Raw genomic sequence first — 25770 nt, forward strand, 5'->3', positions numbered from 1 at the left:
TCCCCCGGAATCCATCGCCTCCGCCGCCAAATCGTGCGCCAGGTTAGCGAGCCGGGGGGCCGAAAACGCGCGAAGGCCGCCCGTTCCCCCCATCGAGTGACGACGGGTCGGGAACGGGCGGCCTTGCGGCGTGCGTTGCTTCCGGACGTGTTTCCGGCCTACTTCTGGCCTACTTCTTGGCCTCGGAAGTGACTTCGGAGGCGAGGTCGGCCGGGACCTCGGGCGACATCAGGTCCGGTGCGGCCACGTCCTGCTCGGGGACGGCCTGCCCGGCCCGGATGAGGTCGATGCGGCCGAGTACCTTGGAGCGGAGGTCGACGGGCACGTCGTCCGAGCCGCAGCAGCGCTTGACGAGCTTCTTCACGGCCTGCTCCAGGCCGTACTTCTCCAGGCACGGCGAGCACTCCTCGAAGTGCTCCTCGAACTTGGTGCACTCGCCGTCCGGCATCTCTTTGTCGAGGAACTCATAGAGATGGTCGAGCACCTCTGAGCAGTCCGTCTCGTGCGGATCTCCGCAGCTCATGAGCCCGAGCCTTTCCCGTCGTTCGACTCTCCGGAGGCGGACGAGGCGCCCGCGGGCACCAGTCCGCGCTCGCGTGCGTAGTCCTCCAGCATGCCGCGCAGCTGGCGGCGGCCCCGGTGCAGCCGGGACATGACCGTACCGATGGGTGTCCCCATGATGTCCGCGATTTCCTTGTAGGCAAACCCCTCGACATCGGCGAGATACACCGCGATACGGAACTCCTCCGGGATGGCCTGGAGGGCGGACTTCACGTCCGAGTCGGGCAGGTGGTCCAGCGCCTGCGACTCGGCGGAGCGCAGTCCGGTCGACATGTGCGACTCGGCGCGGGCCAGCTGCCAGTCCTCGATCTCCTCGGAAGCGCTGCGCAGCGGCTCGCGCTGCTTCTTCCGGTAGGAGTTGATGAACGTGTTCGTGAGGATCCGGTAGAGCCAGGCCTTGAGGTTGGTGCCCTCGCGGAACTGGTGGAAGGAGCCGTACGCCTTCGCATACGTCTCCTGCACCAGGTCCTCGGCATCGGCGGGGTTGCGCGTCATGCGCAGCGCCGCCGAGTACATCTGGTCGAGGAAGCCCAGCGCGTCCCGCTCGAAGCGCGCATTGCGCTCGGCGGTGGTCTCCTCCGCGTGGCCGGCATCGGTCCCTGCGTCGGTCCCAGTGACCGGACCCACCTCCTTCAGCGCCGTGGCGAGCCCGAATGCGGACCCGCTCGCCTCGGAGGATAGACGACTACCCTGCTTGCCCGCCGCCTGAGCGGCCGTGGCCGCCGCCCCGGAGATCACCGTCCACTCCAGGTCGGAGGCCTGCGGGCGGCGCGGGCAGATGGTGGAACCCATGCGGCGAACTCCCTCTCGTTTCTACGTCGGACGCAGGCGACAACAGTGGTACGTCGCTCAACATTCCCGAGGCGTCAACGCAGTGTCCGGATCCACTTCACGACGCCGCCCGTGATGACCTCCAGAACCTGCTCCTCGGTCAGCCCCGCCTTCTTGGGGACCTTGAACCCGTGGTCGCCGTACGCCACTTCCACCAGGCCGAAGTCCCCCTCGGGGAACTCCTCCGGCTTCCCGAACGGGTCGTTCCCGCCCTGTACGACGAGGGTGTCGACGCCGGTCTTCAGCAGCTCGTCCTGCCGGGACTTCTCGGGCTTGCCCGGGGGGTGCAGGGGAAAGCTCAGGGCCAGTACGGCGCGGGCGCCCAGGTCCTGGGCGGTGCGGCAGGCGACGCGGGCCCCCGCGCTGCGGCCTCCGGCGATCACGGGCAGTCCCGGCTTCGCGAGCTCCGGCCAGACGCCGTGCCAGCCCACGTCCAGCGTCCTGGGCGCCGGGGCCACCTTCTTCCCGGCGACCCGCCAGGGCTGCTCGACGAGGGCGACGCTGACGCCCTCACCGGGCAGGGTCGCGGCGAGGGCTTGCAGGTCGCGGGCCTCCACCCCACCCCCGGCACCGTGGCCGAGCGCCACCACCGCCCAAGCCTTCTTCGCCCCGTACCAATGCACCCTGGCCTCACCGGCCTCGGTCTCCACACTCACCACACGGTTCATGGGGCCCATCCTGCCGCCCCCCCCTGGCCCCCCTTGGGCGCGCCCCCAGCACCGGCCAAGCCGCCCCCGTACCCCTCAGAAAAGCGTGCCGACCTCCGGTCCCTCCAACTCCCCCACCAGCTCCGGCCCGTTGTTCCGCACATTGCTGACCGCCGTCCCCACGGGATAGGCCCGCACGGACCCCGCCCCCGGCGGCACCAGCAGCCCCCGGGCCTCCTCGACCTCCGTGAGGGAGGGGTCCAGCCACGCCCCCCACTTGTCCGGCGTCAGCATCAGCGGCATCCGGGGGTGGATCTCGGCAAGGGTCGACGGTCCGCCCTCCCCCGCCGGGCCCCCGGCCAGGGGGGTGGTCTCCGCCTCGGTGGTCACCACCGAGCACGTCACCCACCACGCCAGCGGATGCTCGTCCGGCAGCGACCGGTCCCGCCAGAATTCGTAGATCCCGGCCATCGCCATGACCGCCCCGTCCGCCGGTGTCACGAAGTACGGCTGCTTCCGGGGCCGCTTCTTCTTGCCCTCCTCCTCCAGACCCCGCTCCGCCGCCCCCGTCACCCACTCGTAATAGCCGTCCGCCGGCACGATGCACCGCCGCGTCGCGAACGCCCGCTTGAAGGACGGCTTCTCGTGGATCGTCTCGGCCCGCGCGTTGATCATCCGCGCCGCCCCCTCGGGCGATTTCGCCCAGGACGGCACCAGACCCCAGCGCAACATCCGCAGCTGACGAACCGGACGCGGGTCCTCTGCGTCCTTCACTGCACGTTCGAGAATCACCGGCACCGTCTTCGTCGGCGCCACGTTCCAGTCGGGGACGAAGGTCTCGGCCGGGTCCCACTTCTGCACGTCGAAAATCCCGGCGAGGTCTTCGGCCCCCCGGCTCACCGCGTAGCGTCCACACATACGTGCCACACTGCCACGCCCGTACAGCCAGCAAGGAGCCGTCCGCAGAAATGAACGCCCTCTCCCACGGTCTGCTCCTCGCGTCCGCCTCCTCCGACCTCGGCTCCCTCTGGGACCGCCTCACCGGCACCCAGCCCGATCCCGAGAAGTGGATCCTGTACGCGACGGCCGCCCTCGCCCTCATAGCCGTCGTCCCGCACCCGGTCTGGCGGCTGTCCCGGAACGCGATCACCATCGCGCACGAGGGCGGCCACGGGCTGATCGCCCTGCTCACCGGGCGCACCCTGACCGGCATCCGGCTGCACTCCGACACCAGTGGCCTCACCGTCAGCCGCGGCAAGCCGACCGGCATCGGCATGATCCTGACCGCCGCCGCCGGGTACACCGCACCCCCGCTGCTCGGGCTCGGCGGGGCGTGGCTGCTGGCCGCCGACCACATCACGCTGTTCCTGTGGCTGGCCACGGCCCTGTTGCTGGCGATGCTGGTGATGATCCGCAATGCGTACGGGGTGCTGACCGTCGTCCTCACGGGTGCGGCGTTCGTGCTGGTCTCCTGGCTGACCGGGCCCGACGTGCAGGCGGCCTTCGCGTACACGGTGGTGTGGTTCCTGCTGATCGGCGGCGTGCGGCCCGCCTTCGAGCTCCAGTCGAAGCGGCGGCACGGCGGGGCTCCGGACTCCGACGCCGACCAGTTGGCCCGGCTCACCCACGTACCGCCGCTGATGTGGCTGGGGATGTTCCACGTGGTCTCGGTGTGCGCGCTGCTCGGCGGAGGCCGCTGGCTGCTCGGCCTGTGACCCCCTGCCGTACGGCCGGAGGCGTCGTGCCCACCCACTAAACTCGGCAGCATGACCGAAAGCGCCGTGCACTCTGCCCTCTGGCCCGCCCCCTACGCGAGCGGGGCCGTCGACGCGACGGTCACCGTGCCCGGCTCCAAGTCGGTCACCAACCGTGCGCTCGTCCTCGCCGCCCTGGCCGCCGAGCCGGGCTGGCTGCGCCGCCCGCTGCGCTCGCGGGACACCCTGCTGATGGCGGAGGCGCTGCGTTCGATGGGCGTCGGCATCGACGAGGGCGTCGGCCCGGACGGCTCCGGCGAGGCCTGGCGGATCATCCCGAACGGGCTGCACGGCCCGGCCACCGTCGACGTCGGCAACGCCGGTACGGTCATGCGCTTCCTGCCCCCGGTCGCCGCCCTCGCGGACGGCCCGATCCGCTTCGACGGCGACCCCCGTTCGTACGAACGCCCCCTCGGAGCCGTGATCACTGCGCTGCGCGCGCTCGGCGCCCGCATCGACGACGACAACCGGGGCGCGCTGCCGCTGACGGTGTTCGGCGGGGGTGCCCTCGACGGCGGTGTCGTCGAGATCGACGCCTCGTCCTCCTCCCAGTTCGTGAGCGCGCTGCTGCTGTCCGCGCCGCGCTTCAACCAGGGCGTGGAGGTACGGCACGTGGGCGCGACCCTGCCGTCCCTGCCGCACATCCGGATGACCGTCGACATGCTCCGTACGATCGGCGCCCAGGTCGACACACCCGAGTCCGGGGGCGAGGCGAACGTCTGGCGGGTCACCCCCGGTGCCCTGCTCGGCCGCGACCTCACCGTCGAGCCCGACCTCTCCAACGCGCAGCCCTTCCTCGCCGCCGCCCTGATCACCGGCGGCCGGGTCACCATCCCCGACTGGCCGGAGCGCACCACCCAGCCCGGCGACGCGCTGCGCGAGATCTTCACGGCCATGGGCGGTACGTACGAACTGACCGAGCGCGGCCTGACCTTCACCGGCACGGGCACCGTCCACGGCATCGACTGGGACCTGAGCGAGGTCGGCGAGCTGACCCCGGGCATCGCCGCCGTCGCCGCCCTGGCCGACTCCCCCTCCACCCTGCGGGGCGTCGCCCACCTGCGCCTGCACGAGACGGACCGCCTGGCCGCGCTCACCAAGGAGATCAACGAGCTCGGCGGCGACGTCACCGAGACCGCCGACGGCCTGCACATCCGGCCGCGCCCGCTGCACGGCGGCACGTTCCACACGTACGACGACCACCGCATGGCGACGGCCGGTTCGATCATCGGCCTGGCGGTGAACGGCGTGGAGATCGAGAACGTGGGCACGACCGCCAAGACCCTGCCCGACTTCCCCACCATGTGGTCCGACATGCTCGCGGGCAACTGACGGGCCGGGGACGCGACGATGCGCCGCTACGGCAAGAACCCCGACGAGGACGACATCCGCGTCCGCCCCAACCGCAAGGGCAACCGCCCGCGCACCCACATCCGGCCCAAGCACGAGGACGCCCAGGAGGGCATGGTCCTCACCGTGGACCGGGGGCGGCTGACCTGCCTCGTCGAGGACCGTCAGGTCGTCGCGATGAAGGCCCGTGAGCTGGGCCGCAAAGCGGCGGTGGTGGGCGACAAGGTCATGATCGTCGGGGATCTCTCGGGCGCGAAGGACACCCTCGCCCGCATCGTCCGCATCGAGCCGCGCAGCTCCGTGCTGCGACGCACGGCCGACGACGACGACCCCTTCGAGCGGGTCGTCGTCGCCAACGCCGACCAGCTCGCCATCGTCACCGCGCTCGCCGACCCCGAGCCGCGCCCCCGCATGATCGACCGCTGCCTGGTTGCAGCGTACGACGGGGGTCTGACACCGCTCCTGGTCCTCACCAAGTCCGACCTGGCCTCGGCGGACTCGCTCCTGGAGATGTACGTGCCGCTGGGCGTCCCGTACATCGTCACCAGCCGCGAGGAGCTGGAGAACGGCGCGGCGAGCGAGGTCGTGCGCAACCACCTCGACGGCAAGATCACCGCCTTCGTCGGGCACTCCGGCGTCGGCAAGACGACCCTCGTCAACACCCTCGTCCCGGAGGAGCGGCGGCGTACGACGGGCCACGTCAACGCGGTCACCGGACGCGGCCGCCACACCACCACCTCCGCCCTCGCGCTCCCTCTGGCGGCCGAGTCCGGCTGGGTGATCGACACTCCGGGTGTGCGGTCCTTCGGGCTGCACCACGTGGACCCCTCCCGCGTGATCAACGCCTTCCCCGACCTGGAGCCGGGGACGGAGGAGTGCCCGCGCGGCTGCACCCACGACGACCAGGCAGTGGACTGCGCGCTCGACAAGTGGGTGTCGGACGGTCACGCGGACCCGGCGCGCCTGTACTCGCTGCGCCGACTGCTCGCCACCCGGGAACGCCGCGACGGCGACTGAACCGAACGCGTTTGCCCCGGCGTCCCTCTGGCAAAGGCATAATCACACCAAGCGAGACGAAGCAGTCACCTACCGGGGCCGACGCGGCTCCGGCCGACGCGGGAGGCACTCAATGGCGTGGCTGCTAGTGGTGGTCGCAGGCATCCTCGAAACCGGCTTCGCCGTCTGCCTCAAGCTCTCCCACGGCTTCACCAGACTCTGGCCGACGATCGCGTTCGCCGCCTTCGCCCTGGGCAGCTTCGGCCTCCTCACCCTGGCCCTGAAGCGCCTGGACGTGGGCCCGGCCTACGCGGTGTGGACCGGCATCGGGGCGGCCGGAACGGCCATCTACGGCATGGTCTTCCTGGACGACGTGGTCTCCACCCTGAAGCTGGTCTCGATCTCCTTCGTCATCATCGGCGTCATCGGCCTCCAGCTCTCGGGTTCGTCGCACTGACCCGGGCCCCGGCCCCCTCACAACAGCCTCCGCACGACCTCCCCCACCCCACCCGCCCCAGGGGCCACCACCCACGACACCGCCACCCTCACCACCACCTCACCCGGCACCCCCACCCCCTCCTCCACCCGCACCCTCACCAGCTCCACCAACTCGGACGCCCCGGGCACCCCCTCATCGGCCCGCCTCTGCGCCACCCCCGCAGCCCCCGCCGAAAGCCCCCTCACAGGCCGCCCCGACGGCAACCGCTCCGACCAGCACCCCGTCACCAGCGCCCGCACCAGCACATTCGCCCGCGCCGCCCGCACGATCCACTCCGCGACGCCGGCCAGCCGGTCCGCGTCCGCCCCGGTGCGGTCCGCCAGCACCCGGTCGACGCCCGCCAGGAAGCCGTCCGCCTCCCGCCGCACCAGCGCCCGCGCCAGGCCGTCCTTGGAGCCGAACTCGTTGTAGAGGGTCTGCCGGGACACTCCGGCCGCGGCGGCCACGTCGACCATCCGTACCGCCGTCCAGGGCCGCGTCGCCAGCGACGTGTAGGCGGCGTCCAACAGGGCTTCTCGCGCAGTGGGCATAGCCTCGCCTCCCGCATGCCAGCGTTGACGGCCCGTCACCCACTGTCAAGAGCACCCGTCCCTGCCCCGTCCGCGTGGCCACCCGGCGATCACGCTCGATACTGTGACGCCCATGCCCGACTATCACGATGACCTGCGCCTCGCCCACGTCCTCGCCGACGCCGCCGACGCCACCACCATGGAGCGGTTCAAGGCCCTGGACCTGAAGGTCGAGACGAAGCCGGACATGACCCCGGTGACCGAGGCGGACAAGGCGGCGGAGGAGCTGATCCGCGGTCAGCTCAAGCGCGCCCGCCCGCGCGACGCGATCCTCGGCGAGGAGTACGGCCTGGAGGGTTCGGGCCCGCGCCGCTGGGTGATCGACCCGATCGACGGCACGAAGAACTACGTGCGCGGCGTCCCCGTCTGGGCCACCCTCATCTCCCTGATGGAGGCGGGCGAGGGCGGCTACCGCCCTGTCGTCGGCGTCGTCTCCGCCCCCGCGATCGGCCGCCGCTGGTGGGCGGCGAAGGGCGCGGGCGCGTACACCGGCCGCAGCCTGACCTCCGCGACCCGCATCCACGTCTCCAAGGTCCCGGAGATCGCCGACTCGTCCTTCGCGTACTCCTCGCTGACCGGCTGGGAGGAGCAGGGCCGCCTCGACGGCTTCCTGGACCTGACGCGCGCCTGCTGGCGGACCCGTGGCTACGGCGATTTCTGGCCGTACATGATGGTCGCCGAGGGCTCCGTCGACATCTGCGCCGAGCCCGAGCTGTCCCTGTGGGACATGGCCGCGAACGCGATCGTCGTCGAGGAGGCGGGGGGGAGTTTCACCAGCCTGGACGGCGTCCCGGGCGTCGACGGCGGCAACGCGGCGGCCTCCAACGGCCTGCTCCACGACGAGCTGCTCGGCTACCTCAACCAGCGCTCCTGAGTCCCCTGAGGGGCGTGTTTCATCTTTTTACGCGCCCCTCAGTTTGCCTCTACCTGCCCCTTGTTGACCCTTGGCGAGCCTGCGACTCTGAAAGTTCCCTCGTTTGTGAACTTGTGAATCCGTTCCCGTTGCGGAGACCGCCGCGGGGCAGCGGATGCACACCCAGGAGGTGGCTGCACTCCATGCTCGTACGCGATGCCATGAGCACGATGGTCCTCACCATCGGCCCCGCCCACACCCTCCGCCAGGCCGCCCGGCTGATGTCCGCCCGCCATGTCGGCGCGGCCATCGTCCTCGACTCCGACACCAGCGGTCTGGGCATCCTGACCGAGCGCGATCTCCTCAACTCCATCGGCACCGGCCAGGACCCCGACCTGGAGACGGCCGGCTCCCACACCACCACCGACGTCGTCTTCGCCGCGCCGTCCTGGACCCTGGAGGAGGCGGCGGAGGCCATGGCGCACGGCGGCTTCCGTCACTTGATCGTGCTGGACGAGCGGGGCGAGCCGGTCGGCGTCGTCTCGGTCCGCGACATCATCCGCTGCTGGGCCCCGAGCCGCCGCCGCCCGGCGACACTGGCCGGCTGAGGCCCGTACCGCAAGAAGAGCCTCGTACCGTACGAAAAAGCCGGTGGGCCGGGTCCCGAAGGAGTCCCTGCCCACCGGCCTCGTCACACTGGTTACTTACTGCGGAGCTCGCGCACCGCAGCCTCCAGGCGCTTGCCCAAGTCGGCGTCGGCCTGGCGGAAGTTGTTCACCGCGCGCTCGGCGATCCCGTCGCGCGAGACCTTGGAGATGAACCCGGCGAGGTTGTCGACGAGACGCCCCTTCTCGTCCTCCGACATCAGCCGGTACAGATTCCCCGCCTGCACGAAGTCGTCGTCCTCGGCGTGGCTCGGCGCCTCGTGGTTGCCGGTCGCACCGGTCACCGGGACCGGCTGCCACAGCGGCTGATTCGTCTGCGCCGGGCCGCCGAAGCTGTTCGGCTCGTAGTTCTTGGCCCCCGCGTGGCGGCCGTCGTACAGGAAGCCGTCACGGGAGTACGTCCGCGCCTCCGCCGCATGCGGACGGTTCACCGGCAGGTGGTCGGCGTTGATGCCGACGCGGTAGCGGTGCGCGTCGCCGTAGGCGAACAACCGCCCCTGAAGCATCTTGTCCGGGGACGGGCCGATGCCCGGCACGAAGTGCGCGGGGCTGAAGATCGACTGCTCGACCTCGGCGAAGACGTTCTGCGGGTTGCGGTTGAGCTCCAGCTTGCCGATCTCGATCGGCGGGTAGTCCTCGTGCGGCCACACCTTGGTGAGGTCGAACGGGTTGAAGCGGTACGTCGCCGCGTCCGCCGCCGGCATGATCTGCACCTGCACCGTCCAGGACGGGAACTCGCCGCGTTCGATGGCCTCGCGCAGGTCGCGCTGGTGGCTGTCGGGGTCCTCACCGGCGAGCTTGTTGGCCTCGTCCTGGGTGAGGTTCTTGATCCCCTGGTCGGTCTTGAAGTGGTACTTGACCCAGAAGACCTCGCCCGCAGCGTTGTTCCACTGGTACGTGTGCGAGCCGTAGCCGTTCATGTGGCGCAGCGTCGCCGGGATGCCCCGGTCGCCGAACAGCCACGTCACCTGATGGGTGCTCTCCGGGCTCAGCCCCCAGAAGTCCCACACATTGTCGGCCTCCTGGCTTCCCGTGTACGGGTCGCGCTTCTGCGTGTGGATGAAGTCGGGGAACTTGATCGCGTCCTTGATGAAGAACACGGGCGTGTTGTTCCCGACGAGGTCGTAGTTCCCCTCCTCCGTGTAGAACTTCAGCGCGAAGCCGCGCGGGTCACGGACGGCGTCGGCGGAACCCAGGTTCCCCGCCACGGTCGAGAAGCGCAGAAACGTCTCGGTCTGCTTGCCGACCTCGGAGAGGAACGCGGCACGCGTCCACTGCGAGACATCACGGGTGACCGTGAAGGTGCCGTACGCACCGGCACCGCGCGCATGCACCACGCGCTCCGGAATACGCTCCCGGTTGAAGTGCGCCAGCTTCTCCAGCAGCGCCTGGTCCTGTACGAGGACGGGCCCCCCAATACCGGCCGTCTCGCTGTTCTGGTTGTCGGCAACCGGTGCGCCGGCCTCGGTGGTGAGCGGTCCCTGCGTCGTCACGTGCGCCTCCTGTGTCGTTCCCTGCCTGATCCCTGCAAGCCCTGTCCCGTGGCTTCCAACGAAGCCGATCCTACTCTGGACATTGTCCAAGTCAAACAAGCATCCAACTCCACACCAGTTCGGGACTGAGGCCTCTCCCCTGTTAGGCTGGAAGACATGAGCGACCTACTGGAACGACTGCGCGGACGCGGCTGGCGCATGACGGCACAGCGCCGCGTCGTGGCCGAGGTCCTCGACGGGGACCACATGCACCTGACCGCCGACGAGGTCCACGCCCGCGCGGTCGACCGGCTGCCGGAGATCTCGCGCGCCACGGTGTACAACACGCTGGGCGAGATGGTCTCCCTGGGCGAGGTCATCGAGGTCTCCACGGACCGCCGCGCCAAGCGCTACGACCCGAACGCCCACCGCCCCCACCAGCACCTGGTGTGTGCGCAGTGCGGCGCCATCCGCGACGTGCACCCGTCCCGCAACCCGCTCTCCGACCTCCCGGCCACAGAACGCTTCGGCTTCACCATCTCGGACGTGGAAGTCACCTACCGAGGCATCTGCCCCAACTGCGCCCCATAAGGGGCGCGGGGAACTGCCCGAGCAACCCACCACAAAGCCGCGCGGCGAGCGCTTTAGGTGAAGGGGCGGGACCGGGGCAAAACCCGGGGGTCCGGGGGCGGAGCCCCCGGCCGGAACAGCAACCAACGCCCCACCCGCACAAAAACGACCGAAGGCCCGGAACCCTTACGGATCCCGGGCCTTCGGCCTCTAGTAGCGGGGACAGGATTTGAACCTGCGACCTCTGGGTTATGAGCCCAGCGAGCTACCGAGCTGCTCCACCCCGCGTCGGTAAACGCAACCTTACGCCCCGCCCCCGACCAGCGCAAATCGGTTCACGCACCGGGCCCACCGGGCCCCTAAGCCGTCAACTCCTGATGCAACGCGTCCCTGAGCCGCGCCGCCCTCTCCGCCACCTCCGCCGGCCCCAACTCCACGGCCCGCACACACCACCGCTCCCCCTCCCCGAGCTCCCCCCGCCGCGCCGCCAGCAACGCCAGCCGCAACGCCGCCCGCCCGTGCCCGGCATGCGCCGCCCGCGTCCACCACAGCTGTGCCTCGGGCTCCCGCCCCTCACGCGCCAGCAGCAGCCCCAGGTTGAAGGCACCCCCGAGGCTTCCCGCCTCGGCCGCCTCCCGGTACCACCGCGCCGCCCCCTCCGCGTCGCCCCGCCCGGCGGCCAGCATCCCGACCCGTACCTGCGCACGGCGGTGCCCCTGCTCGGCGGCCCGCTCGTACCACTCCTCGCACTCGGACTTCTCGTCCACCGGCTCGCCCAGCACGGGCGGTCCGGCGGGCGGGCGACGCGCATCCAGCAGCATCCCGAGCCGGAACGCACCCTCCGCGCTGCCCCCGCCCGCGGCCCGTCGCAGGTGCGCTTCCGCGTCCTGCTCGTCGCCGTCCCGCAGCAGCGCGATGCCGACCTGAAGCGCCGCCTCGGTGTGGCCGGCGGCGGCGGCCCGCTCGTACCACTCGAAGGCACCCTGCTCGTCGCCTCGGCCCGCGTACAGAATCCCCAGATTGAACGCGGCGTCCACGCTGCCCGCCTCGGCGGCCTTGGAGAACCACGGCTCGGCCCCGGACGCGTCGCCGCCCTGCATCAGCAGAATCGCGAGCGCGTTCGCCGCCTCCCGGTGCCCGGCGTAGGCGGCCCGCCGGTACCACTGTTCGGCCTGCGCCGTACGCCCCTGGGCGGCGCACAGCAGCCCCAGGTTGTACGCCCCGTTGATGTCACCGGCGTCCAGCGCGGCCCGGTACCACCGCTCCGCGGTCTGCTGCTCACCCCTGGCGGCATGCTGCGCCCCCAGCGCGTTGGCGGCGTTCCCGTCACCCTCCTGGGCGGCGCGCAGCCACCACACGGCGGCGCTCTCCTCGTCGCCCGCGTCGCGCAGCAGGAAGCCCAGCGCGCAGGCGGCACGCGGCTCGCCGTCCTTGGCGGAGGTCAGGTACCAGCGCCCGGCCTCCTTCAGCTCGCCCCGCGCCTCCAGAATCACGCCCAGGTGCAGGGCGGCGCGCCGGTGCCCGCGCGCGGCGGCCTGCCGGTACCACTGCTCGGCCTCGACAGCGGGCGGCTTCTCGCCGGGCGCCACCGACGACGTACGGATCATCCGCGGATCGGTGTCCCACGTGATCCCGCGACGGCTCGCCACATCGGCGGCGGGCCCGCCGCCCGTGGGCGTACCGGCCCGCCGGTCCAGCAGGCGTGCCAGTCGGTACGAAGCCTCCCGGTGCCCCTGTTCGGCGGCGGCCCGCAGCCAGCGCTCGGCGCCGACGTCGCCCCGGTGCTCCAGGAGGTCGGCCAGCGCGTACGCGCCCAGGGCGTGCCCGTGCTCGGCGGACTGGCGCAGCCAGTATTCGGCGGCGGGCTCGTCGCCGCGCTCGCGGTAGTGGCGGCCGAGTGCGTGGGCGGCGGCGGAGGATCCGGCGACGGCGGCGATGCGCCACCATCCGGCGGCCTCGTCGGCGTACCCGCGCTGGTGCAGCAGGACGCCCAGGTTGTTGGCGGCGGCGCGGTCACCGGCGGCGGTGGCGGCGCGGAGGTGGGGTTCGGCTCCGTCGAGGTCGCCGCGGCGCAGCAGCAGGGAGCCGAGAACGCTCATGGACGCGGCGTCGCCGTTCGCGGCGGCCTGCCGGTGGCGTGCTTCGTCCTCGGCCGTGGCAGTGTCGGTGCCGTCGTCGGCCCGCCGCTGTTCCAGCAGGGCCGCCCGGTCCTGCCCGGACCCGTCCCGTGCCGTCTCGTCCCGCGTTTTCTCAACCTGCCCTGTCTCCAACAGAGTTGCCCTGTCCCCCATAGTTTTCATCGTCGCACCACCCGCAACCCGGGTACACCTGGTATACCGCAGCCATTGAGGTCACTTCAGCGTTTTGTCGACATGCCCACAGGGCGACAAGTCAAACACATACGGTGTACGGACATACGAAGAGGGCCCGAATCCTCAATGGATTCGGGCCCTCTTCCTTCAGTAGCGGGGACAGGATTTGAACCTGCGACCTCTGGGTTATGAGCCCAGCGAGCTACCGAGCTGCTCCACCCCGCGTCGTTGTCCTGCAACCGTACCACGACGCGGGGTGGAGCCCTTCTGAGCCCTCGCGGGCCCTGCCGGACCTCTCCGGCCTGCGACTACTCGTTCTTCGCAGGGTCCTTCTTCTCGGGCGCCTTCGGGTCCTCCTTGGCCGGGGGCGCCGACTTCTGCGCGTCGGCCGCACGCTGGAGCGCGTCCTGCAGCTTCTCCTGCGCCTTGCCGTACGCGACCCAGTCCTGCGGGGTCTTCTGGAGCGCCTTCTGGCCCTCGTCGTACGCCGCGGTGGCGTCCGCGATGGCCTTCTGGAGGGCGGCGGAGCCGGTGGCCGGCGGCTTGGTGGTGCCGTCGTCACCCTTGTCCGGCGGAGTCTCCGCACCCTTCTCGCCGAAGACCGCGTTGAGCGCCTCGGCCAGGCTGTTCTTGAAGACGGTCTCCTTGCCGTACGACACGGCGACCCTCTTCAGCAGCGGGTACTGGGCGCTGTTGCCCTCCGCGTACACCGGTTCCACGTACAGGAAGCCGTTGTTGAGCGGGATCGTCAGCAGGTTGCCGTACTCGATGTTGGAGTTGGCGCCCTTCATGTTGCGGACGAACTCGGCGACGTCGGCGTTGCCGTTGAGGCGGCTCTGCACCTGTTGCGGACCCGGCACGTCGCCCGTGACCCTCAAGAGCCTTATGGTGCCGTAGCCCGGGCTGGAGGCGTCGGCGTCGACCGCCATGAACCCGCCGAGGTTGGGGCGTCCGTTGGGCGTGAAGGTCGTCGTCAGGGAGAACTTCTGCTCCTTGTCGTCGGGCATCTTCAGGCTCAGGTAGTACGGCGGGACCGCACCCTTGGCGTCGGTCGTCGGGTCGTCCGGGACCTGCCAGGCGTCGGAGCCCGAGTAGAACTGCTTCGGCTCCTCCACGTGGTAGCGGGTGAGCAGCTCGCGCTGGACCTTGAACATGTCCTGCGGGTAGCGCAGGTGCTCCTTGAGCTGCGCGGGGATCTTGTCCTTGTCCTCGACCGTGCCCGGGAACGCCTTCTTCCAGGTCTTGAGGACCGGGTCCTTCTCGTCCCACTCGTAGAGCTTGACCGTGCCGTCGTACGCGTCGACGGTCGCCTTCACCGAGTTGCGGATGTAGTTGACCTGGTTCTGCTGGGCGACGACGGCGCGCTGGTTGGTGGTCAGCGAGTCGGTCGTGGTGTCGCCGAGCGTGGTGCGCGAGGCGTACGGGTAGCCGTTGGTCGTCGTGTAGGCGTCGACGATCCACTGGATGCGGTCGCCGATGATCGCCGGGTAGGCGTCGCCGTCGATGGTCAGCCAGGGGGCGACGGCCTCGACGCGCTGCTTGGGCGTGCGGTTGTAGAGGATCCGCGAGCCCTCGCCGATGGCGCCGGAGTAGAGGATCTGCGGCTCGCTCATCGTGACGGCGTAGGCCGCACGGTTGAACGGGTTGGAGAGGTTGACACCGCTGTTGCCCTTGTAGCTGGTGGTCTTGGTGTCCTCTCCGTTCTTCTCGTAGTCGAGCTCCTGCTGCGGGCCGCCGACGATCGAGTACTGCTCGGTCTTCTCGCCGTAGTAGATCCGCTGCTCGTACTTCGCCTTGTCGGTGAGGACGCCCTTGGACGGCAGCCCCGACTCGGTGAACTCCGGGCCGCCCTCGGTGTCCGTGTTGATGGACGTGCCCTTGGCGGTCACCGCACCGTAACCGTGCGTGTAGTAGAAGTGGTCGTTGATCCAGTTCCGCTTCGGGATGCCCTTGAGGTCCAGCTCGCGCAGACCGATGACGGTGTCCTGACCGTTGTAGCGGTCCACGTCGAGAGTCTCGGGGAACTGGTAGTACTTCCGCTCCTGCTGGAGCTGGCGGAAGGTGGGCGAGACCACGTTCGGGTCGAGCAGGCGGTAGCTGGCCGCCGTGTCGGCGTCCTTGCGCAACTGCGCGTTGTCGCCGCCGTCGCCCGCACCCTGGTAGTCGGTGACCTTCGCGCCGTCGATGGCGTACGCCTTGCGGGTCGCATCGATGTTCTTCTTGATGTACTCCGCTTCCTTGGCCTGCTCGTTCGGCTGGACCTGGAACTTCTGGACGATCGCCGGGTAGAGCCCGCCGATCAGGATCGCGGAGAGCACCATCAGGCCGAAGCCGATCACCGGCAGCTGCCAGGTGCGGCGCCACAGCGTCGCGAAGAACAGCACGGCGCAGATGACGGCGATGCAGAACAGGATCGTCTTCGCCGGGAGGTAGGCGTTGGCGTCGACGTACCGCAGACCGGTCCAGTTGCCGGTGGCCTTGAAGTCACTGGACTTCACCGCCAGCCCGTACCGGTCCAGCCAGTACGCCACGGCCTTCAGCGCGACGAAGATGCCGAGCAGCACCGACAGGTGACCGGTGGCGGCGGCGGTCGCCCGGGCACCGGGGCTGGTGATCCGCAGTCCGCCGTACAGGTAGTGCACCAGGGCGGCGGCGACCAGCGAGATCACCGCGGCGGCGAACCCGAAGCCGAGCAGGAACCGGTACCAGGGCAGGTCGAAGGCGTAGAACGCCACGTCGAGCCCGAACTGCGGGTCCTTCTGCCCGAACAGTTCGCCGTTGACCCACAGCAGCCAGGTGCGCCACTGTCCGGCGGCGGAGGCGCCCGCGATCAGCCCGACGAGGGCGGTGATCGCGATCAGCACCCACTTCTTGTACGGGGCCAGACCCATCCGGTAGCGGTCGAGGCTCTGCTGCTCCATCGACATCGCGCTGAGCGGGGGCCGCAGGCGGTGCGCCAGCCAGACGTTCACGCCGACGGCGGCGGCCATGAGGAGACCGAAGACGGCGAACAGCCCGATCTTGGTCCACAGGGTGGTGGTGAAGACGGAGGAGAACTTGACCGACCGGTACCAGAGCCAGTCCGTCCAGAACCCTGCGAACATGACGAACGCCATGGCCAGGACGGCCAGGACCCCCAGTGTCATGAGCAGGGTCCGGGCGCGCCGGGAGGGCCGGCCCACTCTGATCCGTGGCCCGGTCGGGCCTCCGCCGCGGTCCGGCATCTGGAAAGCCAACGTGCGCACCTCGAAGTTCGCTGTTGTGTTTGCGGTGTCTAGCGGGTCTAGCAGGTATCTCCGGGCCCCGCGATCGTAGGACCCGTACCTATGCAACTTACTGAAGCTTTACTCAGTTCCCGCTTTGGGGGCCGAAGGAGGCAGGATATTCACCATGTCCAACTCCTCCCCCTCAGACCACATCCCTCCGATGCCCGCTCCGGGCACGCCGATGGCCGCCAGTCCGCTCACCCGGGCGGTCCTGGAGATCGACGAGTACGCCTCCGGCCTCGGCTGGGACAAGCCCGCGCGGCTGTTCGCGCTGGTGGACACGGCGAAGCTGCGCAAGCAGGAGCCGGGGCTCGCCAAGCAGCTCGGCATCGAGCCGGGGCAGGCCGCCGGGTTCACGCCGATCGAGCAGGAGGAGATTCCGCGCGGCAAGGCGCTGGACGAGTTCCTCGGCACGATCGCCTGGCCCGGCCAGGTGGCGGGCTGCGCGCTCACGGTGGAGCGTCTGATGCTGCCGCCGTCGGCGGAGGCGTCGGTGCCGGAGGGGATGAAGGGCAAGCAGCTCACCAAGTGGGTCGCCGCGCACCCGGACCGCCAGGAAGTGCGGATGACGGTGGCGGTGCTGCGCGGCGGGGCCCGCGAGTCGGCGATCCGGCTGCGCGAGAAGGACTCGCCGAACGAGGTGCTGACGGGTCCGGACCTGGTGCCGGGGCTCGCGGAGGCGCTGGCGGCGACGTTCGAGTCGTAGCTCTTCGGCCCGGGTCAGCCTGTCGTGCACTTCGGCAGGCTCGCCCGGTCTCCCTTGCTGATGCCGTCCATCGCCTTCACGGCGTCGTCGAGGGTGTCCACCTTCACGAGGGTGAGCCCGTCGGGGACGTCGGCGGAGGCGGTCGCGCAGTTGTCCTTGGGCGTCAGGAAGTACTCCGCGCCCGCGGCCCGGGCGGCGACGGTCTTCATCTGGATGCCGCCGATCGGGCCGACCTTGCCCTTCTCGTCGATCGTGCCCGTACCGGCGACGAACTTTCCGCCGGTCAGGTCGCCCTCGGTGAGCTTGTCGTAGATGCCGAGCGAGAACATCAGCCCGGCGCTGGGGCCGCCCACGTCGGCCAGCTTGATGTCGATGGTGAACGGGAAGGTGTGGTCGGTACCGGCCTGGATGCCGACGATCGCCCGGTCGTTGTCCTCGGCCTTGCGGGTGGTGACGCTGACCTTCTCGGTGGTCGTGGGCTCCTTGTGCGCCTTCTCGGCTGCCTCGGCGTCCTTGACCGGCACGATGGTGAAGACGACCGTCTCACCGGGCTTGTGCTTGGTGACCAGCTTGGCGACGTCGCCCGGCTCCACGACCTTCGTGCCGTCGACCTCACGGATGACGTCGCCGGCGTGCAGCTTGTCCTCCGCGGGGCTGTCCTTGACGACGCTCGCGACGACCACCCGGGTGGCGACGGGGATCTTCAGCTCCTTGAGGGCGGCCACCTTGGCGCTCTCCTGGGACTGGCTGAACTCCTCGGCGTTCTCCTGCGTGGACTGCTCCTCGGTCTTGCCGTCCGGGTAGAGCGTGTCGTGCGGCACCACGATGCTGTCGTGGGCCAGCCAGCCGGCCACCGTTTCGACGAGGTTCATCCGGTAGTCGGCGCCCGTGACGCGGACCGTGGTCATGTTGAGGTGACCGGTGGTCGGGTACGTCTTGCGGCCGGAGATCTGGAGCACCGGCTCGCCGCCCGCCTCGCCGAGCGTGTTCACCGTGGGGCCCGGGGACATCTCCGAATACGGAACCTTGATGAGGACACCCGCACAGAGCAGCGCGATGAGAACGAGGGTGGAAGCGAGCATCGTCGCAGTGCGGCGTGGCATGGAACGACAGTACGGGACGGGCCTGCACGTGCACCGCTGGGGCCGGTCCGTACGGGGCGCTCGGGGGTTCCGGCGGCTCTCGCGTACGGAGGGGGCTCGGCGTCAGGCGGCCGGGGGTCGGGCCGCCTCGGAACCGGGGTGTCAGGCGGCCTCGGAACCGGAGTGGGACTTTTCCATCGCTTCGCGGAACTTCTCGTAGCCCGCCAACTCGGCGACATCGCCGGTCGTGCGATTGCGGGCGGCCCAGCTTCCCCATATCGCAGCCCCTACGGCTGCGAAAAGCGGAATCAGCAACCAGGCAAGTGCAGCCATTCCGACCTCCCGACCCAGTGAGCGACCGCTGAACAATCCCGAGCGATCGCAGCCAGCCGATCAGCAGATTAACCATCCGCTGCTTCAACGCTCGGGCCCGGGGTCGGGTTACGCAAATCGGTGCGGTTGAGGGCATCCGTGTTTAGAGCCCGGACTTGCGGCTAACAGGCCCCCACCCATTCCTCCGTGCCGTCGGAGAATTTCTGGTGCTTCCAGATGGGCACTTCGTGCTTCAGGTCGTCGATGAGCATGCGGCAGGCCTCGAACGCCTCCGCCCGGTGCGGGCAGGAGACGGCGACGACGACCGCCAGGTCGCCCACCGTCAGATCACCCACCCGGTGCACCGCCGCGAGCGCCCGGACGGGGTACTTGGCGACGACCTGCTCGGCCACCCGGCGCAGCTCCGCCTCGGCGGTGGGGTGGCAGGAGTAGCCCAGCGCGTCGACGTCCGCGCCGCCGTCGTGGTTGCGCACGGTGCCGACGAACAGGGCGGTGCCGCCCGCCGCGTCCTCCCCGACGGCCCGGAAGACCTCGTCGAGGGAGAGCGCCGTGTCACGGATGGCGAGCAGCCGGATCGGGGCCTGCGCCGCCTGTTCGCCCGGGTGGGTGGTGATGGTGCTGGGAGTGCCTGCCATACCCCCATCGTGCCGTACGCCACTGACAACGCGGAATTGCGTGATCGCCCGGCACGCGGGGGCGACCTCTGGAGCCTCCTACAGTTGCGCCGGACCCAAGGCTTGGCTGCGGTCAGATGCGGCGGCGCGCCTTGCGGGCGCGGCGCACCAGTGCGGCCGTACCGAGCAGCGCGACGGTGGCACCCGCGGCACCGGCTGCGGTGGCGTCTTTCCGGCCGAGCCTGCGTCCGGCGACGGTGTGCCGTCCTTCCACCTCTTTGAGGAGCTCGGCGAGGACTTCCTCGTTCGTCCACCGGGGCCGCCAGCCGGCGTCGTGCAGCCGGGAGACGCTGACCACCCAGGGGTGCATGGTGTACGCCAGGTCGCCCGCCGGTGACGGTGTCAGGCCGATCCGGTGCAGGCGTGCGGCAGCGCCCAGGGCGACCGCCGAGGGCAGCTCCATGCGGCGGATGCCGCTGAGCTCCTCGACCTCCTCCTGCTCCAGCCAGCCGTCGCAGCCCACCGCGATCTCGCCCTCGACCTTCTCCAGGACGGCGTACTCCAGGGCACTCACCAGGTCGTCCACGTGGCAGAACTGCCAGGTGGGGCGCGATCCGGCGGCCACCAGGAGGCGGGGCGACTCGAAGTAGCGGGTCAGGGCCGTGTCCGTACCGCCGACCAGGACGGCGGGGCGGACGACCGTGACGTTGAGGCCGGGGTGGGCGCGCGGGGCGCGGCGGCCCAGCCGCTCGACCTCCAGGAGGTCGCCGACGCCGGTGGCCTCGGCGGTGGCGCGCAGTTCGGCGTCCTCGGAGAGGGGGATGTCGTTGTCGGGCAGGGCGCCGTAGACCATGGCGCTGGTGCACAGCACGACCCGGTGCACCCCTGCGGCGGCTGCGGCGGTGAGCACCGTCTGCGTGCCGCGCACGTTGTACGCGGTGCGGGCGGCGGGGTCGGTCTCCAGGTCGAGGTCGAGCGCCAGGTGCACGACGACGTCGGCGCCGCGCAGCTTCTCGGCGATGGCCGGGTCACGGACGTCGAGGATGTGCCACTGCGCCTCGGAGACGTCGCCGCGCCGCTCGTCGATCGCGACGACCTGCTTGATCTCCTCGGACTCGGCCAGTCGCCGGGTCAGGTGGGCGCCGACTCCGGACGCGGCACCGGTGACCGCGACGACCGGGCCGCGCACGGAGCCGCGCGACGGGACGGAGGGGGTTGACGGGTTTCGCGCTGCGCGAACCTGGGATTCTGTTGCGCGAACCTGCGGATCTGGGGAACTCACCGGGCGTCTCCAGCGGTTGTCTTCAGTACGTACGCGAGTTGGCGCGTGCGGACCAGGTGGCGTCCATCCTGCCGCAGGCCCCGAGTCGGCGGAGCACCGAGCCCGGAACCTGTTCGGGTGTCTACGCTGGGTGCAGAAGCCGGGCAGCCGCCGCCGGCCAACTCCGGCGGCCCTACGAGCCGAGGAAACCCGTGAGTGACACCCCATTCGGATTCGGCCTTCCGCCGGAGGAGCCGGAGGACGGCGACGGCAAGAAGAAGGACCCTGCCGGTGGTGGGCAGGGTTCCGGCAACCCGCAGAACCCCTTCGGGTTCGGCGGTCTGCCCGGCATGGGCGGCGCCGGCGGTGACAATCCGTTCGCCGCGATGTTCGGTTCGATGAACCCGAACGACCTGGGCGCCGCCTTCCAGCAGCTCGGCCAGATGCTGAGCTACGAGGGCGGTCCCGTGAACTGGGACATGGCCAAGGACGTCGCCCGGCAGACCGTCGCGCAGGGCGCCTCCGACGGCACCAAGGACGCCAGTGTGAGCGCCGGCGAGCGCTCGGCGGTCGAGGAGGCCGTGCGCCTCGCCGACCACTGGCTGGACGGCGTGACGTCGCTGCCCTCCGGTGCGACCACCGCGGTGGCGTGGAGCCGTGCGGAGTGGGTCGAGGCGACCCTGCCCGCGTGGAAGCAGCTCGTGGACCCGGTGGCGGAGCGCGTCGGCGCGGCCATGGGCGATGTGCTGCCCGAGGAGATGCAGGCCATGGCGGGCCCGCTGATCGGCATGATGCGCTCCATGGGCGGCGCCATGTTCGGCCAGCAGATCGGGCAGGCCATCGGTGTGCTGGCGGGCGAGGTGACCGGGTCGACCGACATCGGTCTGCCGCTGGGCCCGGCCGGCAAGGCCGCTCTGCTGCCGTTGAACGTGGCGGCGTTCGGCAAGGACCTGAGCGTCGACGAGAACGAGGTACGGCTGTACCTGGCGCTGCGCGAGGCCGCCCACCAGCGGCTCTTCGCGCACGTGCCGTGGCTGCGCTCGCACCTGTTCGGCGCGGTCGAGGGGTACGCCCGCGGGATCACCGTGGACACCTCGAAGCTGGAGGAGGCGGTCGGCGGTCTCGACCCGTCCAACCCCGAGCAGCTTCAGGAGGCCCTCCAGCAGGGCATGTTCCAGCCGGAGGAGACTCCGGCGCAGAAGGCCGCCCTGGCCCGTCTGGAGACGGCGCTGGCGCTCGTCGAGGGCTGGGTGGACGCGGTCGTGCACGAGGCCGCCAAGCCCCGTCTGACGTCCGCCGACGCGCTGCGTGAGACGCTGCGCAGGCGGCGCGCCACCGGTGGTCCGGCCGAGCAGACCTTCGCGACGCTGGTGGGCATGCAGCTGCGCCCGCGCCGTCTGCGGGACGCCGCCCGGCTGTGGGCCTCGCTCACGGACGCGCGGGGCCACGAGGGCCGCGACGGGCTGTGGGAGCACCCGGACATGCTGCCGACGGCCGCCGACCTGGACGACCCGGACGGCTTCGTGCACCGCGAGCAGATGGACTTCTCCGAGCTGGACAAGATGCTCGGCGAGGCGGCGAGCGGTTCTGCCGGGGACAAGCCGGACCTCAAGAAGGACGACGAAGGCGACGAGGGCGGCAAGTGACCCTGCACGACGACGCGGTCCTTGTGCTCAAGGGATACCAGGGGCAAGAGGACCAGGCCGAGCTGCGCCAGCAGTACCTGGACCACCTTTCCGCGCACCCGGACGGGATGTGGAAGGCCTGCACGGCCGGTCACCTCACGGCCAGTGCGCTGGTGGTGGACGCCGAGGGCGGCCGGGTGCTGCTGACGCTGCACAAGAAGCTGAAGATGTGGCTCCAGATGGGCGGGCACTGCGAGAGCGGTGACGCCACGGTGGCGGACGCGGCCCTGCGCGAGGCCACCGAGGAGTCCGGCATCGAGGGCCTGACGCTGCTTCCGGTGGGTCCGGTCCGGCTGGACCGGCATCCGATTCCGGCGCCGTGCCACTGGCATCTGGACGTGCAGTACGCGGCGCTCGCGCCGGCGGGTGCGGTCGAGGCGATCAGCGACGAGTCGGACGACCTGCGCTGGTTCGCCTTCGACGAGGTCGCGGACGTGGCCGACGAGTCGGTGGTGCGGCTGGTGGAGCGGACGCGGGCGGCACTGGCTGCGCAGTAGCTTTCAGCAGTTCATGGGTAAGGGGCGACCTCCCGGAGGTCGCCCCTTACTTCTTGCCTGGTGCTAGTTCCAGGCGTTGTTCTGGTTCTGCCCGTGCGCGCCGTGCTGGCCCATGCCGTACTGGGCGGCCATGCCCTGGCCGATCACCGCGTTCTGCGGCGGCATGACCTCGCTGGGCTGGACCAGGACGATGCCCTGGCCGAGGAAGCTCAGCTCCCAGCCCTCACCGGTGTTGCCGCGCCTGCGCCGTATCCCCGAGGAGTGCGTCTGCGCCTGCATCTGCACCCGCAGCGACGCCGACCAGGCGACCACCGCGTCCGCGTCGGCGCTGATGTACCGGTCGGGCGTGACCTGCATCATCAGGGGCTGCCCCGAGGTCATCAGGGCGACCTTGCCGCGGCCGGAGATGTTCATCTGGTACTTGCCGGAGCCGGAGATGCCGTACTGGCTGTCGACGGCGACGACCTCGGTGTGCAGCGCCGAGTCCAGGGCGAGGACGTAGCTGCTGTCGACGGTGAGGCCGTCCTGGTCGACGTCCACGACGTGGATGTACTGCGCGAGGTTGGCCAGGAAGACGGTGCCCTGCCCGGAGCAGCGCATCAGGTCCAGGCCCTCGCCGGTGTTGGCGCGGGCACGCTGTTGCTGCTGCGAGACGTACTCGCCGTCGAACTCCATCAGGCCCTGGTAGGCGACCATGCTGCCCTTGCGGGCGAGGACATCGTCGTGGCCGGTGAGGGCGACGCGCAGGAGCTGCGGGTTCTGCGCGGTGTAGCGCTCGGTGGACTGCACTTCCGTGTGGCCGAAAAGCGGGCTCTGCATGATCTCCGTATCCCCCTCAGTGCCTGATCCGCAGGCGGTCCGAGCTGTCCTCGCTGGGCTGTACGACGACGACGCCCTGGCCCGAGAAGGCCATCTGGTACGCCTCGCCGCTGCCGCGCCCGATCAGGGAGGACGCCTTGAAGCTGCGCTTGCCCTTGACCTTGAGGTTCGGGGACCAGGCGACCAGGGCGTCCGGGTCGACGTACGTCTCGTCCTCGCCGCGACCGCAGTCGACGACGATGGGCGTGCCGCGCGAGGTGAGGGCGACCCAGCCGGTGCCGGTGACCTTCACGTTCCACAGGCCCTGGCCGGCGAACTTGGCCAGTCCCTTGACCCGCTCGACGCCCCACTGGAGGGTCGCGTCGAAGGCGAGCAGGTTGGTGCCGTTGACGGAGAGGGCGTCGTTGTTGAGGTTGATCACGACGACGTCCGCGCCGTAGTCGGCGAGGTAGAGCAGGCCGTCGCCGGAGCACTTCATGAGGGGCGCGCCCTCGCCGGTGATCCACTGCGAGGCGATCTGGCGCACCGCCGGAGGGTTGGGCTCGTACTGGACGAAGCCCTCGTAGGCGACCATCGAGCCGGTGCGCGCGAACAGGTCCTGGCCGGAGGCCATGGCGACCTTCAGCATGGACCGGCCGTGGTTCTCCATGCGGGCGGAGACGGGGGTCGGGGCGTAGCCCGCGAGTTGCTGGTTCATTTCTTCGGGCTCCCTCAGACCTCGTACGGCTGGACGACGATGAAGTTTCCGGGGGCTCCCCGGAACTGCAGGTTCACGGTCTCTCCGCTGTGGCCGGGGAACGCCTGGCGGCGCAGCCTGACCTGGCTGGAGAGGATCACCTGGGAGGCCGCCGACCAGGCCACGATGGCGTTGCTGTCGGCGAAGGTGGTGGGCGTGACCGGCAGGACGACCGGGATGCCCTGGGTCTTCACGACGACGGTGCCGGTGCCGTGGAACATCATCGTGAACAGTGCGCCGCCCGGGATGCCGTGGCCCTCGATGCGGCGGACCTCGTGCGTGAGGGTCTCGTCGAACGCGAGGACGTTCTCGGCGGAGACGCAGATGCCGTCGCCCTGGAGCTCGATGGGGTGCAGGTGTGCGGCGTTCTCCGCGAAAAACACCTGTCCGGCGCCGGTGCAACGCATCAGCTGCATCTCCTGGCCGGTGGCGTTGCCGACGATGCGGCCCCGGAAACCGGCGCCCTTGTAGCTGAATTCGACCTTGCCCTGGTACATCACCATGCTGCCCTGGCGGGCGAGCACGGCGGTGCCGTTGTTGCCGAGGTCGACCCGCATCAGCTGCTCGTTCTGCGGGGTCCAGCGCTGGCCGGTGGGTGTCTCGCGGAACTTCTGGAGGGCGGCCTGGAGGCCGGGCGCGGTCTGCGGTGCGCCCTGCGGCGGGATGCCCTGGGGAATGCCCTGCGGGGGCACTCCCTGCTGGCCGTACGGCTGGTGGTGCTGTTGCGGCGGGTACTGGCCCTGCTGCGGCGGGGGCTGCTGTCCCGGCTGTCCGTACGGTCCGGGGGCGGCCGGTGGTGCTCCCTGCGGGTAGCCGTACTGGCCGCCCTGGCTCTGGCCCGGGACCTGCTGGCCGTAGCTCTGCGGCGGCTGGGGCGCCTGCGGGGCGTGCGGCGGCTGGCCGTACGGCTGCTGGGTGTGCAGCGGTGCGGCGATGGTCTGCGCGGCGTGCACCGGCGGGACGGCGGGTGCGGGCGCCGGGGGCGGGGTGCTGCCCTGGGGCGGGGTGTAGTGCGGGGTCGGTGCCTGGGGTGCGGGCGCCGGGGCCGGCGCGCCGAAGGAGGGGGCCGGCTGGGGCGGTGCGGGCGGGCCGGACTGGGCGGGCGGGGCGAATCCGGGCGCCGCGCCCTGCTGGGGCGCCGGGGCCGCGGGCTGCTGCTGCTCCTCCTCGACCTCGCCGCCGAAGTTCTTCAGCAGGGCTTCCAGGCCGCCGTCGAAGCCCTGGCCGACGGCGGCGAAGCGCCACACGTCCTTGAGGTAGAAGTCGCCGAGCATCACGGCGCGCTCGGTGCTGAACTCCGAGCCGTTGAAGGAGTACCGGACGACTTCCTCGCCGCCCGCCACGACCCGGATGTACCCGGGAGACACCTGCGACATCTGTCCAGCGCCGTCGATGGTCGCGGTGAACGACAGCTTGTGGATGTGCGCGGGAAGCCGGTCGAGGGTGACGCGGAACGACTCTGTGTCACCGGCCTGCGCGCCCAGGAGCTGGATCGACTCCTCGGGCGATTTGGGCTGGTTGAAGAAGATGAAGTACCGGTCGTCGGTGAGCTGCTCGTTCGCGTCGAGGCCGAAGCAGCTGATGTCGAAGGTCAGCCCGGGAGCGCCGATCTGCACGCCTACGTACAGGTCCGTCCCCGCTGTGAGGTCACTGATCTTGGCCTTGTGGCCGCGCTGGAATTCCCTGGCCATA

The 25770-nt window shown here is 70.5% G+C and carries 25 protein-coding genes and 2 tRNA genes; 10 read left to right on the top strand and 17 right to left on the bottom strand.

Translation table 11 applies throughout. From position 1 onward, the window contains the following. Positions 1 to 169 precede the first annotated feature (169 nt). From rsrA to IE269_RS00555, 4 genes are all read right to left on the bottom strand, one after another. Positions 170 to 523, bottom strand: coding sequence for a mycothiol system anti-sigma-R factor (gene rsrA, locus IE269_RS00540; protein WP_189820657.1), 354 nt, complete (start codon positions 521 to 523; stop codon positions 170 to 172). Next, complete coding sequence (locus tag IE269_RS00545) at positions 520 to 1188, bottom strand: sigma-70 family RNA polymerase sigma factor (protein WP_189821317.1); 669 nt, start codon at positions 1186 to 1188, stop codon at positions 520 to 522. Before IE269_RS00545 ends, rsrA begins: the two co-directional genes overlap by 4 nt. A gap of 239 nt (positions 1189 to 1427) precedes the next feature. Further along, a complete protein-coding gene (locus IE269_RS00550; RefSeq protein WP_189820658.1) occupies positions 1428 to 2060 on the bottom strand; it encodes an alpha/beta hydrolase family protein in 633 nt (210 codons plus the stop codon). 75 nt (positions 2061 to 2135) lie between these two features. Next, positions 2136 to 2957 (bottom strand): SOS response-associated peptidase, encoded by an 822-nt coding sequence (locus IE269_RS00555; RefSeq protein WP_189820659.1) that lies wholly within the window; start codon positions 2955 to 2957, stop codon positions 2136 to 2138. A 50-nt stretch (positions 2958 to 3007) separates the two neighbouring features. Here IE269_RS00555 and IE269_RS00560 point away from each other — a divergent pair, with 50 nt between their 5' ends. The 4 genes from IE269_RS00560 (at position 3008) to IE269_RS00575 (ending at position 6596) form a co-directional block, all read left to right on the top strand. Further along, a complete protein-coding gene (locus IE269_RS00560; protein WP_189820660.1) occupies positions 3008 to 3754 on the top strand; it encodes a M50 family metallopeptidase in 747 nt (248 codons plus the stop codon). A 51-nt stretch (positions 3755 to 3805) separates the two neighbouring features. Further along, positions 3806 to 5125 carry a 3-phosphoshikimate 1-carboxyvinyltransferase gene (gene aroA, locus IE269_RS00565; RefSeq protein WP_189820661.1) on the top strand — a complete coding sequence of 440 codons (1320 nt, stop codon included), beginning with the start codon at positions 3806 to 3808 and terminating at the stop codon, positions 5123 to 5125. Between the two features lie 18 nt (positions 5126 to 5143). Next, on the top strand, positions 5144 to 6160 hold the full coding sequence (gene rsgA, locus IE269_RS00570; protein WP_189820662.1) for a ribosome small subunit-dependent GTPase A: 1017 nt from the start codon (positions 5144 to 5146) through the stop codon (positions 6158 to 6160). A 112-nt stretch (positions 6161 to 6272) separates the two neighbouring features. Continuing rightward, positions 6273 to 6596 carry a DMT family transporter gene (locus IE269_RS00575; RefSeq protein ID WP_189820663.1) on the top strand — a complete coding sequence of 108 codons (324 nt, stop codon included), beginning with the start codon at positions 6273 to 6275 and terminating at the stop codon, positions 6594 to 6596. A gap of 17 nt (positions 6597 to 6613) precedes the next feature. On the opposite strand, the gene IE269_RS00580 is transcribed toward IE269_RS00575, so the two are convergent. Next, positions 6614 to 7168, bottom strand: a complete 555-nt coding sequence (locus tag IE269_RS00580; protein WP_189820664.1) for a TetR/AcrR family transcriptional regulator — start codon at positions 7166 to 7168, stop codon at positions 6614 to 6616. Positions 7169 to 7280: 112 nt separating this feature from the next. Between IE269_RS00580 and hisN the strand changes: the two genes are divergently transcribed. After that, entirely contained in the window at positions 7281 to 8081 is an 801-nt protein-coding gene (gene hisN, locus IE269_RS00585) for a histidinol-phosphatase (protein WP_189820665.1), read from the top strand. A 182-nt stretch (positions 8082 to 8263) separates the two neighbouring features. Beyond that, positions 8264 to 8668 carry a CBS domain-containing protein gene (locus tag IE269_RS00590; protein ID WP_189820666.1) on the top strand — a complete coding sequence of 135 codons (405 nt, stop codon included), beginning with the start codon at positions 8264 to 8266 and terminating at the stop codon, positions 8666 to 8668. Positions 8669 to 8760: 92 nt separating this feature from the next. On the opposite strand, the gene IE269_RS00595 is transcribed toward IE269_RS00590, so the two are convergent. Further along, complete coding sequence (locus IE269_RS00595; protein ID WP_189821318.1) at positions 8761 to 10248, bottom strand: catalase; 1488 nt, start codon at positions 10246 to 10248, stop codon at positions 8761 to 8763. 126 nt (positions 10249 to 10374) lie between these two features. Between IE269_RS00595 and IE269_RS00600 the strand changes: the two genes are divergently transcribed. Further along, entirely contained in the window at positions 10375 to 10788 is a 414-nt protein-coding gene (locus tag IE269_RS00600; RefSeq protein WP_189820667.1) for a Fur family transcriptional regulator, read from the top strand. Positions 10789 to 10981: 193 nt separating this feature from the next. Here IE269_RS00600 and IE269_RS00605 read toward each other — a convergent pair. The 4 genes from IE269_RS00605 to IE269_RS00620 form a co-directional block, all read right to left on the bottom strand. Next, a tRNA-Met gene (locus tag IE269_RS00605) sits at positions 10982 to 11055 on the bottom strand. A gap of 71 nt (positions 11056 to 11126) precedes the next feature. Further along, complete coding sequence (locus tag IE269_RS00610; protein ID WP_474200922.1) at positions 11127 to 13058, bottom strand: tetratricopeptide repeat protein; 1932 nt, start codon at positions 13056 to 13058, stop codon at positions 11127 to 11129. 172 nt (positions 13059 to 13230) lie between these two features. Then, positions 13231 to 13304 (bottom strand) — tRNA-Met (locus tag IE269_RS00615). Positions 13305 to 13387: 83 nt separating this feature from the next. Then, positions 13388 to 16303: a UPF0182 family membrane protein gene (locus tag IE269_RS00620; RefSeq protein ID WP_189821319.1), complete on the bottom strand. Its 2916-nt coding sequence runs from the start codon at positions 16301 to 16303 to the stop codon at positions 13388 to 13390. A 166-nt stretch (positions 16304 to 16469) separates the two neighbouring features. On the opposite strand from IE269_RS00620, the gene IE269_RS00625 reads away from it, so the two are divergent. After that, positions 16470 to 17051 (top strand): PPA1309 family protein, encoded by a 582-nt coding sequence (locus tag IE269_RS00625; RefSeq protein WP_229897377.1) that lies wholly within the window; start codon positions 16470 to 16472, stop codon positions 17049 to 17051. Positions 17052 to 17065: 14 nt separating this feature from the next. Here the strand turns inward: IE269_RS00625 and IE269_RS00630 are convergent, their stop codons facing one another. The 4 genes from IE269_RS00630 to IE269_RS00645 all read right to left on the bottom strand — a co-directional run bounded on the left by IE269_RS00630 (position 17066) and on the right by IE269_RS00645 (position 20362). Beyond that, positions 17066 to 18154 carry a YlbL family protein gene (locus tag IE269_RS00630; RefSeq protein ID WP_189820669.1) on the bottom strand — a complete coding sequence of 363 codons (1089 nt, stop codon included), beginning with the start codon at positions 18152 to 18154 and terminating at the stop codon, positions 17066 to 17068. Between the two features lie 141 nt (positions 18155 to 18295). Further along, positions 18296 to 18466 (bottom strand): hypothetical protein, encoded by a 171-nt coding sequence (locus IE269_RS00635; protein WP_189820670.1) that lies wholly within the window; start codon positions 18464 to 18466, stop codon positions 18296 to 18298. A 161-nt stretch (positions 18467 to 18627) separates the two neighbouring features. Continuing rightward, positions 18628 to 19101, bottom strand: a complete 474-nt coding sequence (locus IE269_RS00640; protein WP_189820671.1) for a molybdenum cofactor biosynthesis protein MoaE — start codon at positions 19099 to 19101, stop codon at positions 18628 to 18630. Positions 19102 to 19213: 112 nt separating this feature from the next. Then, entirely contained in the window at positions 19214 to 20362 is a 1149-nt protein-coding gene (locus tag IE269_RS00645; RefSeq protein WP_189820672.1) for an SDR family oxidoreductase, read from the bottom strand. A 191-nt stretch (positions 20363 to 20553) separates the two neighbouring features. Here IE269_RS00645 and IE269_RS00650 point away from each other — a divergent pair, with 191 nt between their 5' ends. After that, the gene (locus tag IE269_RS00650) at positions 20554 to 21987 is read left to right on the top strand and encodes a zinc-dependent metalloprotease (protein WP_189820673.1); all 1434 of its coding nucleotides are present in this window, start codon (positions 20554 to 20556) and stop codon (positions 21985 to 21987) included. Then, positions 21984 to 22523 carry an NUDIX hydrolase gene (locus tag IE269_RS00655; protein WP_189820674.1) on the top strand — a complete coding sequence of 180 codons (540 nt, stop codon included), beginning with the start codon at positions 21984 to 21986 and terminating at the stop codon, positions 22521 to 22523. Before IE269_RS00650 ends, IE269_RS00655 begins: the two co-directional genes overlap by 4 nt. Before the next feature lie 63 nt (positions 22524 to 22586). On the opposite strand, the gene IE269_RS00660 is transcribed toward IE269_RS00655, so the two are convergent. From IE269_RS00660 to IE269_RS00670, 3 genes are read right to left on the bottom strand one after another with little or no spacing between them, the layout of a single operon-like run. After that, positions 22587 to 23342: an AIM24 family protein gene (locus IE269_RS00660; RefSeq protein ID WP_189820675.1), complete on the bottom strand. Its 756-nt coding sequence runs from the start codon at positions 23340 to 23342 to the stop codon at positions 22587 to 22589. A 16-nt stretch (positions 23343 to 23358) separates the two neighbouring features. Further along, positions 23359 to 24039 carry an AIM24 family protein gene (locus IE269_RS00665; protein WP_189820676.1) on the bottom strand — a complete coding sequence of 227 codons (681 nt, stop codon included), beginning with the start codon at positions 24037 to 24039 and terminating at the stop codon, positions 23359 to 23361. Positions 24040 to 24053: 14 nt separating this feature from the next. Beyond that, complete coding sequence (locus IE269_RS00670) at positions 24054 to 25769, bottom strand: TerD family protein (protein ID WP_189820677.1); 1716 nt, start codon at positions 25767 to 25769, stop codon at positions 24054 to 24056. Between the last annotated feature and the right edge of the window lies 1 nt (position 25770).

The organism is Streptomyces spiroverticillatus, from assembly GCA_014650415.1.
Classification (GTDB): Bacteria; Actinomycetota; Actinomycetes; order Streptomycetales; family Streptomycetaceae; genus Streptomyces; species Streptomyces spiroverticillatus.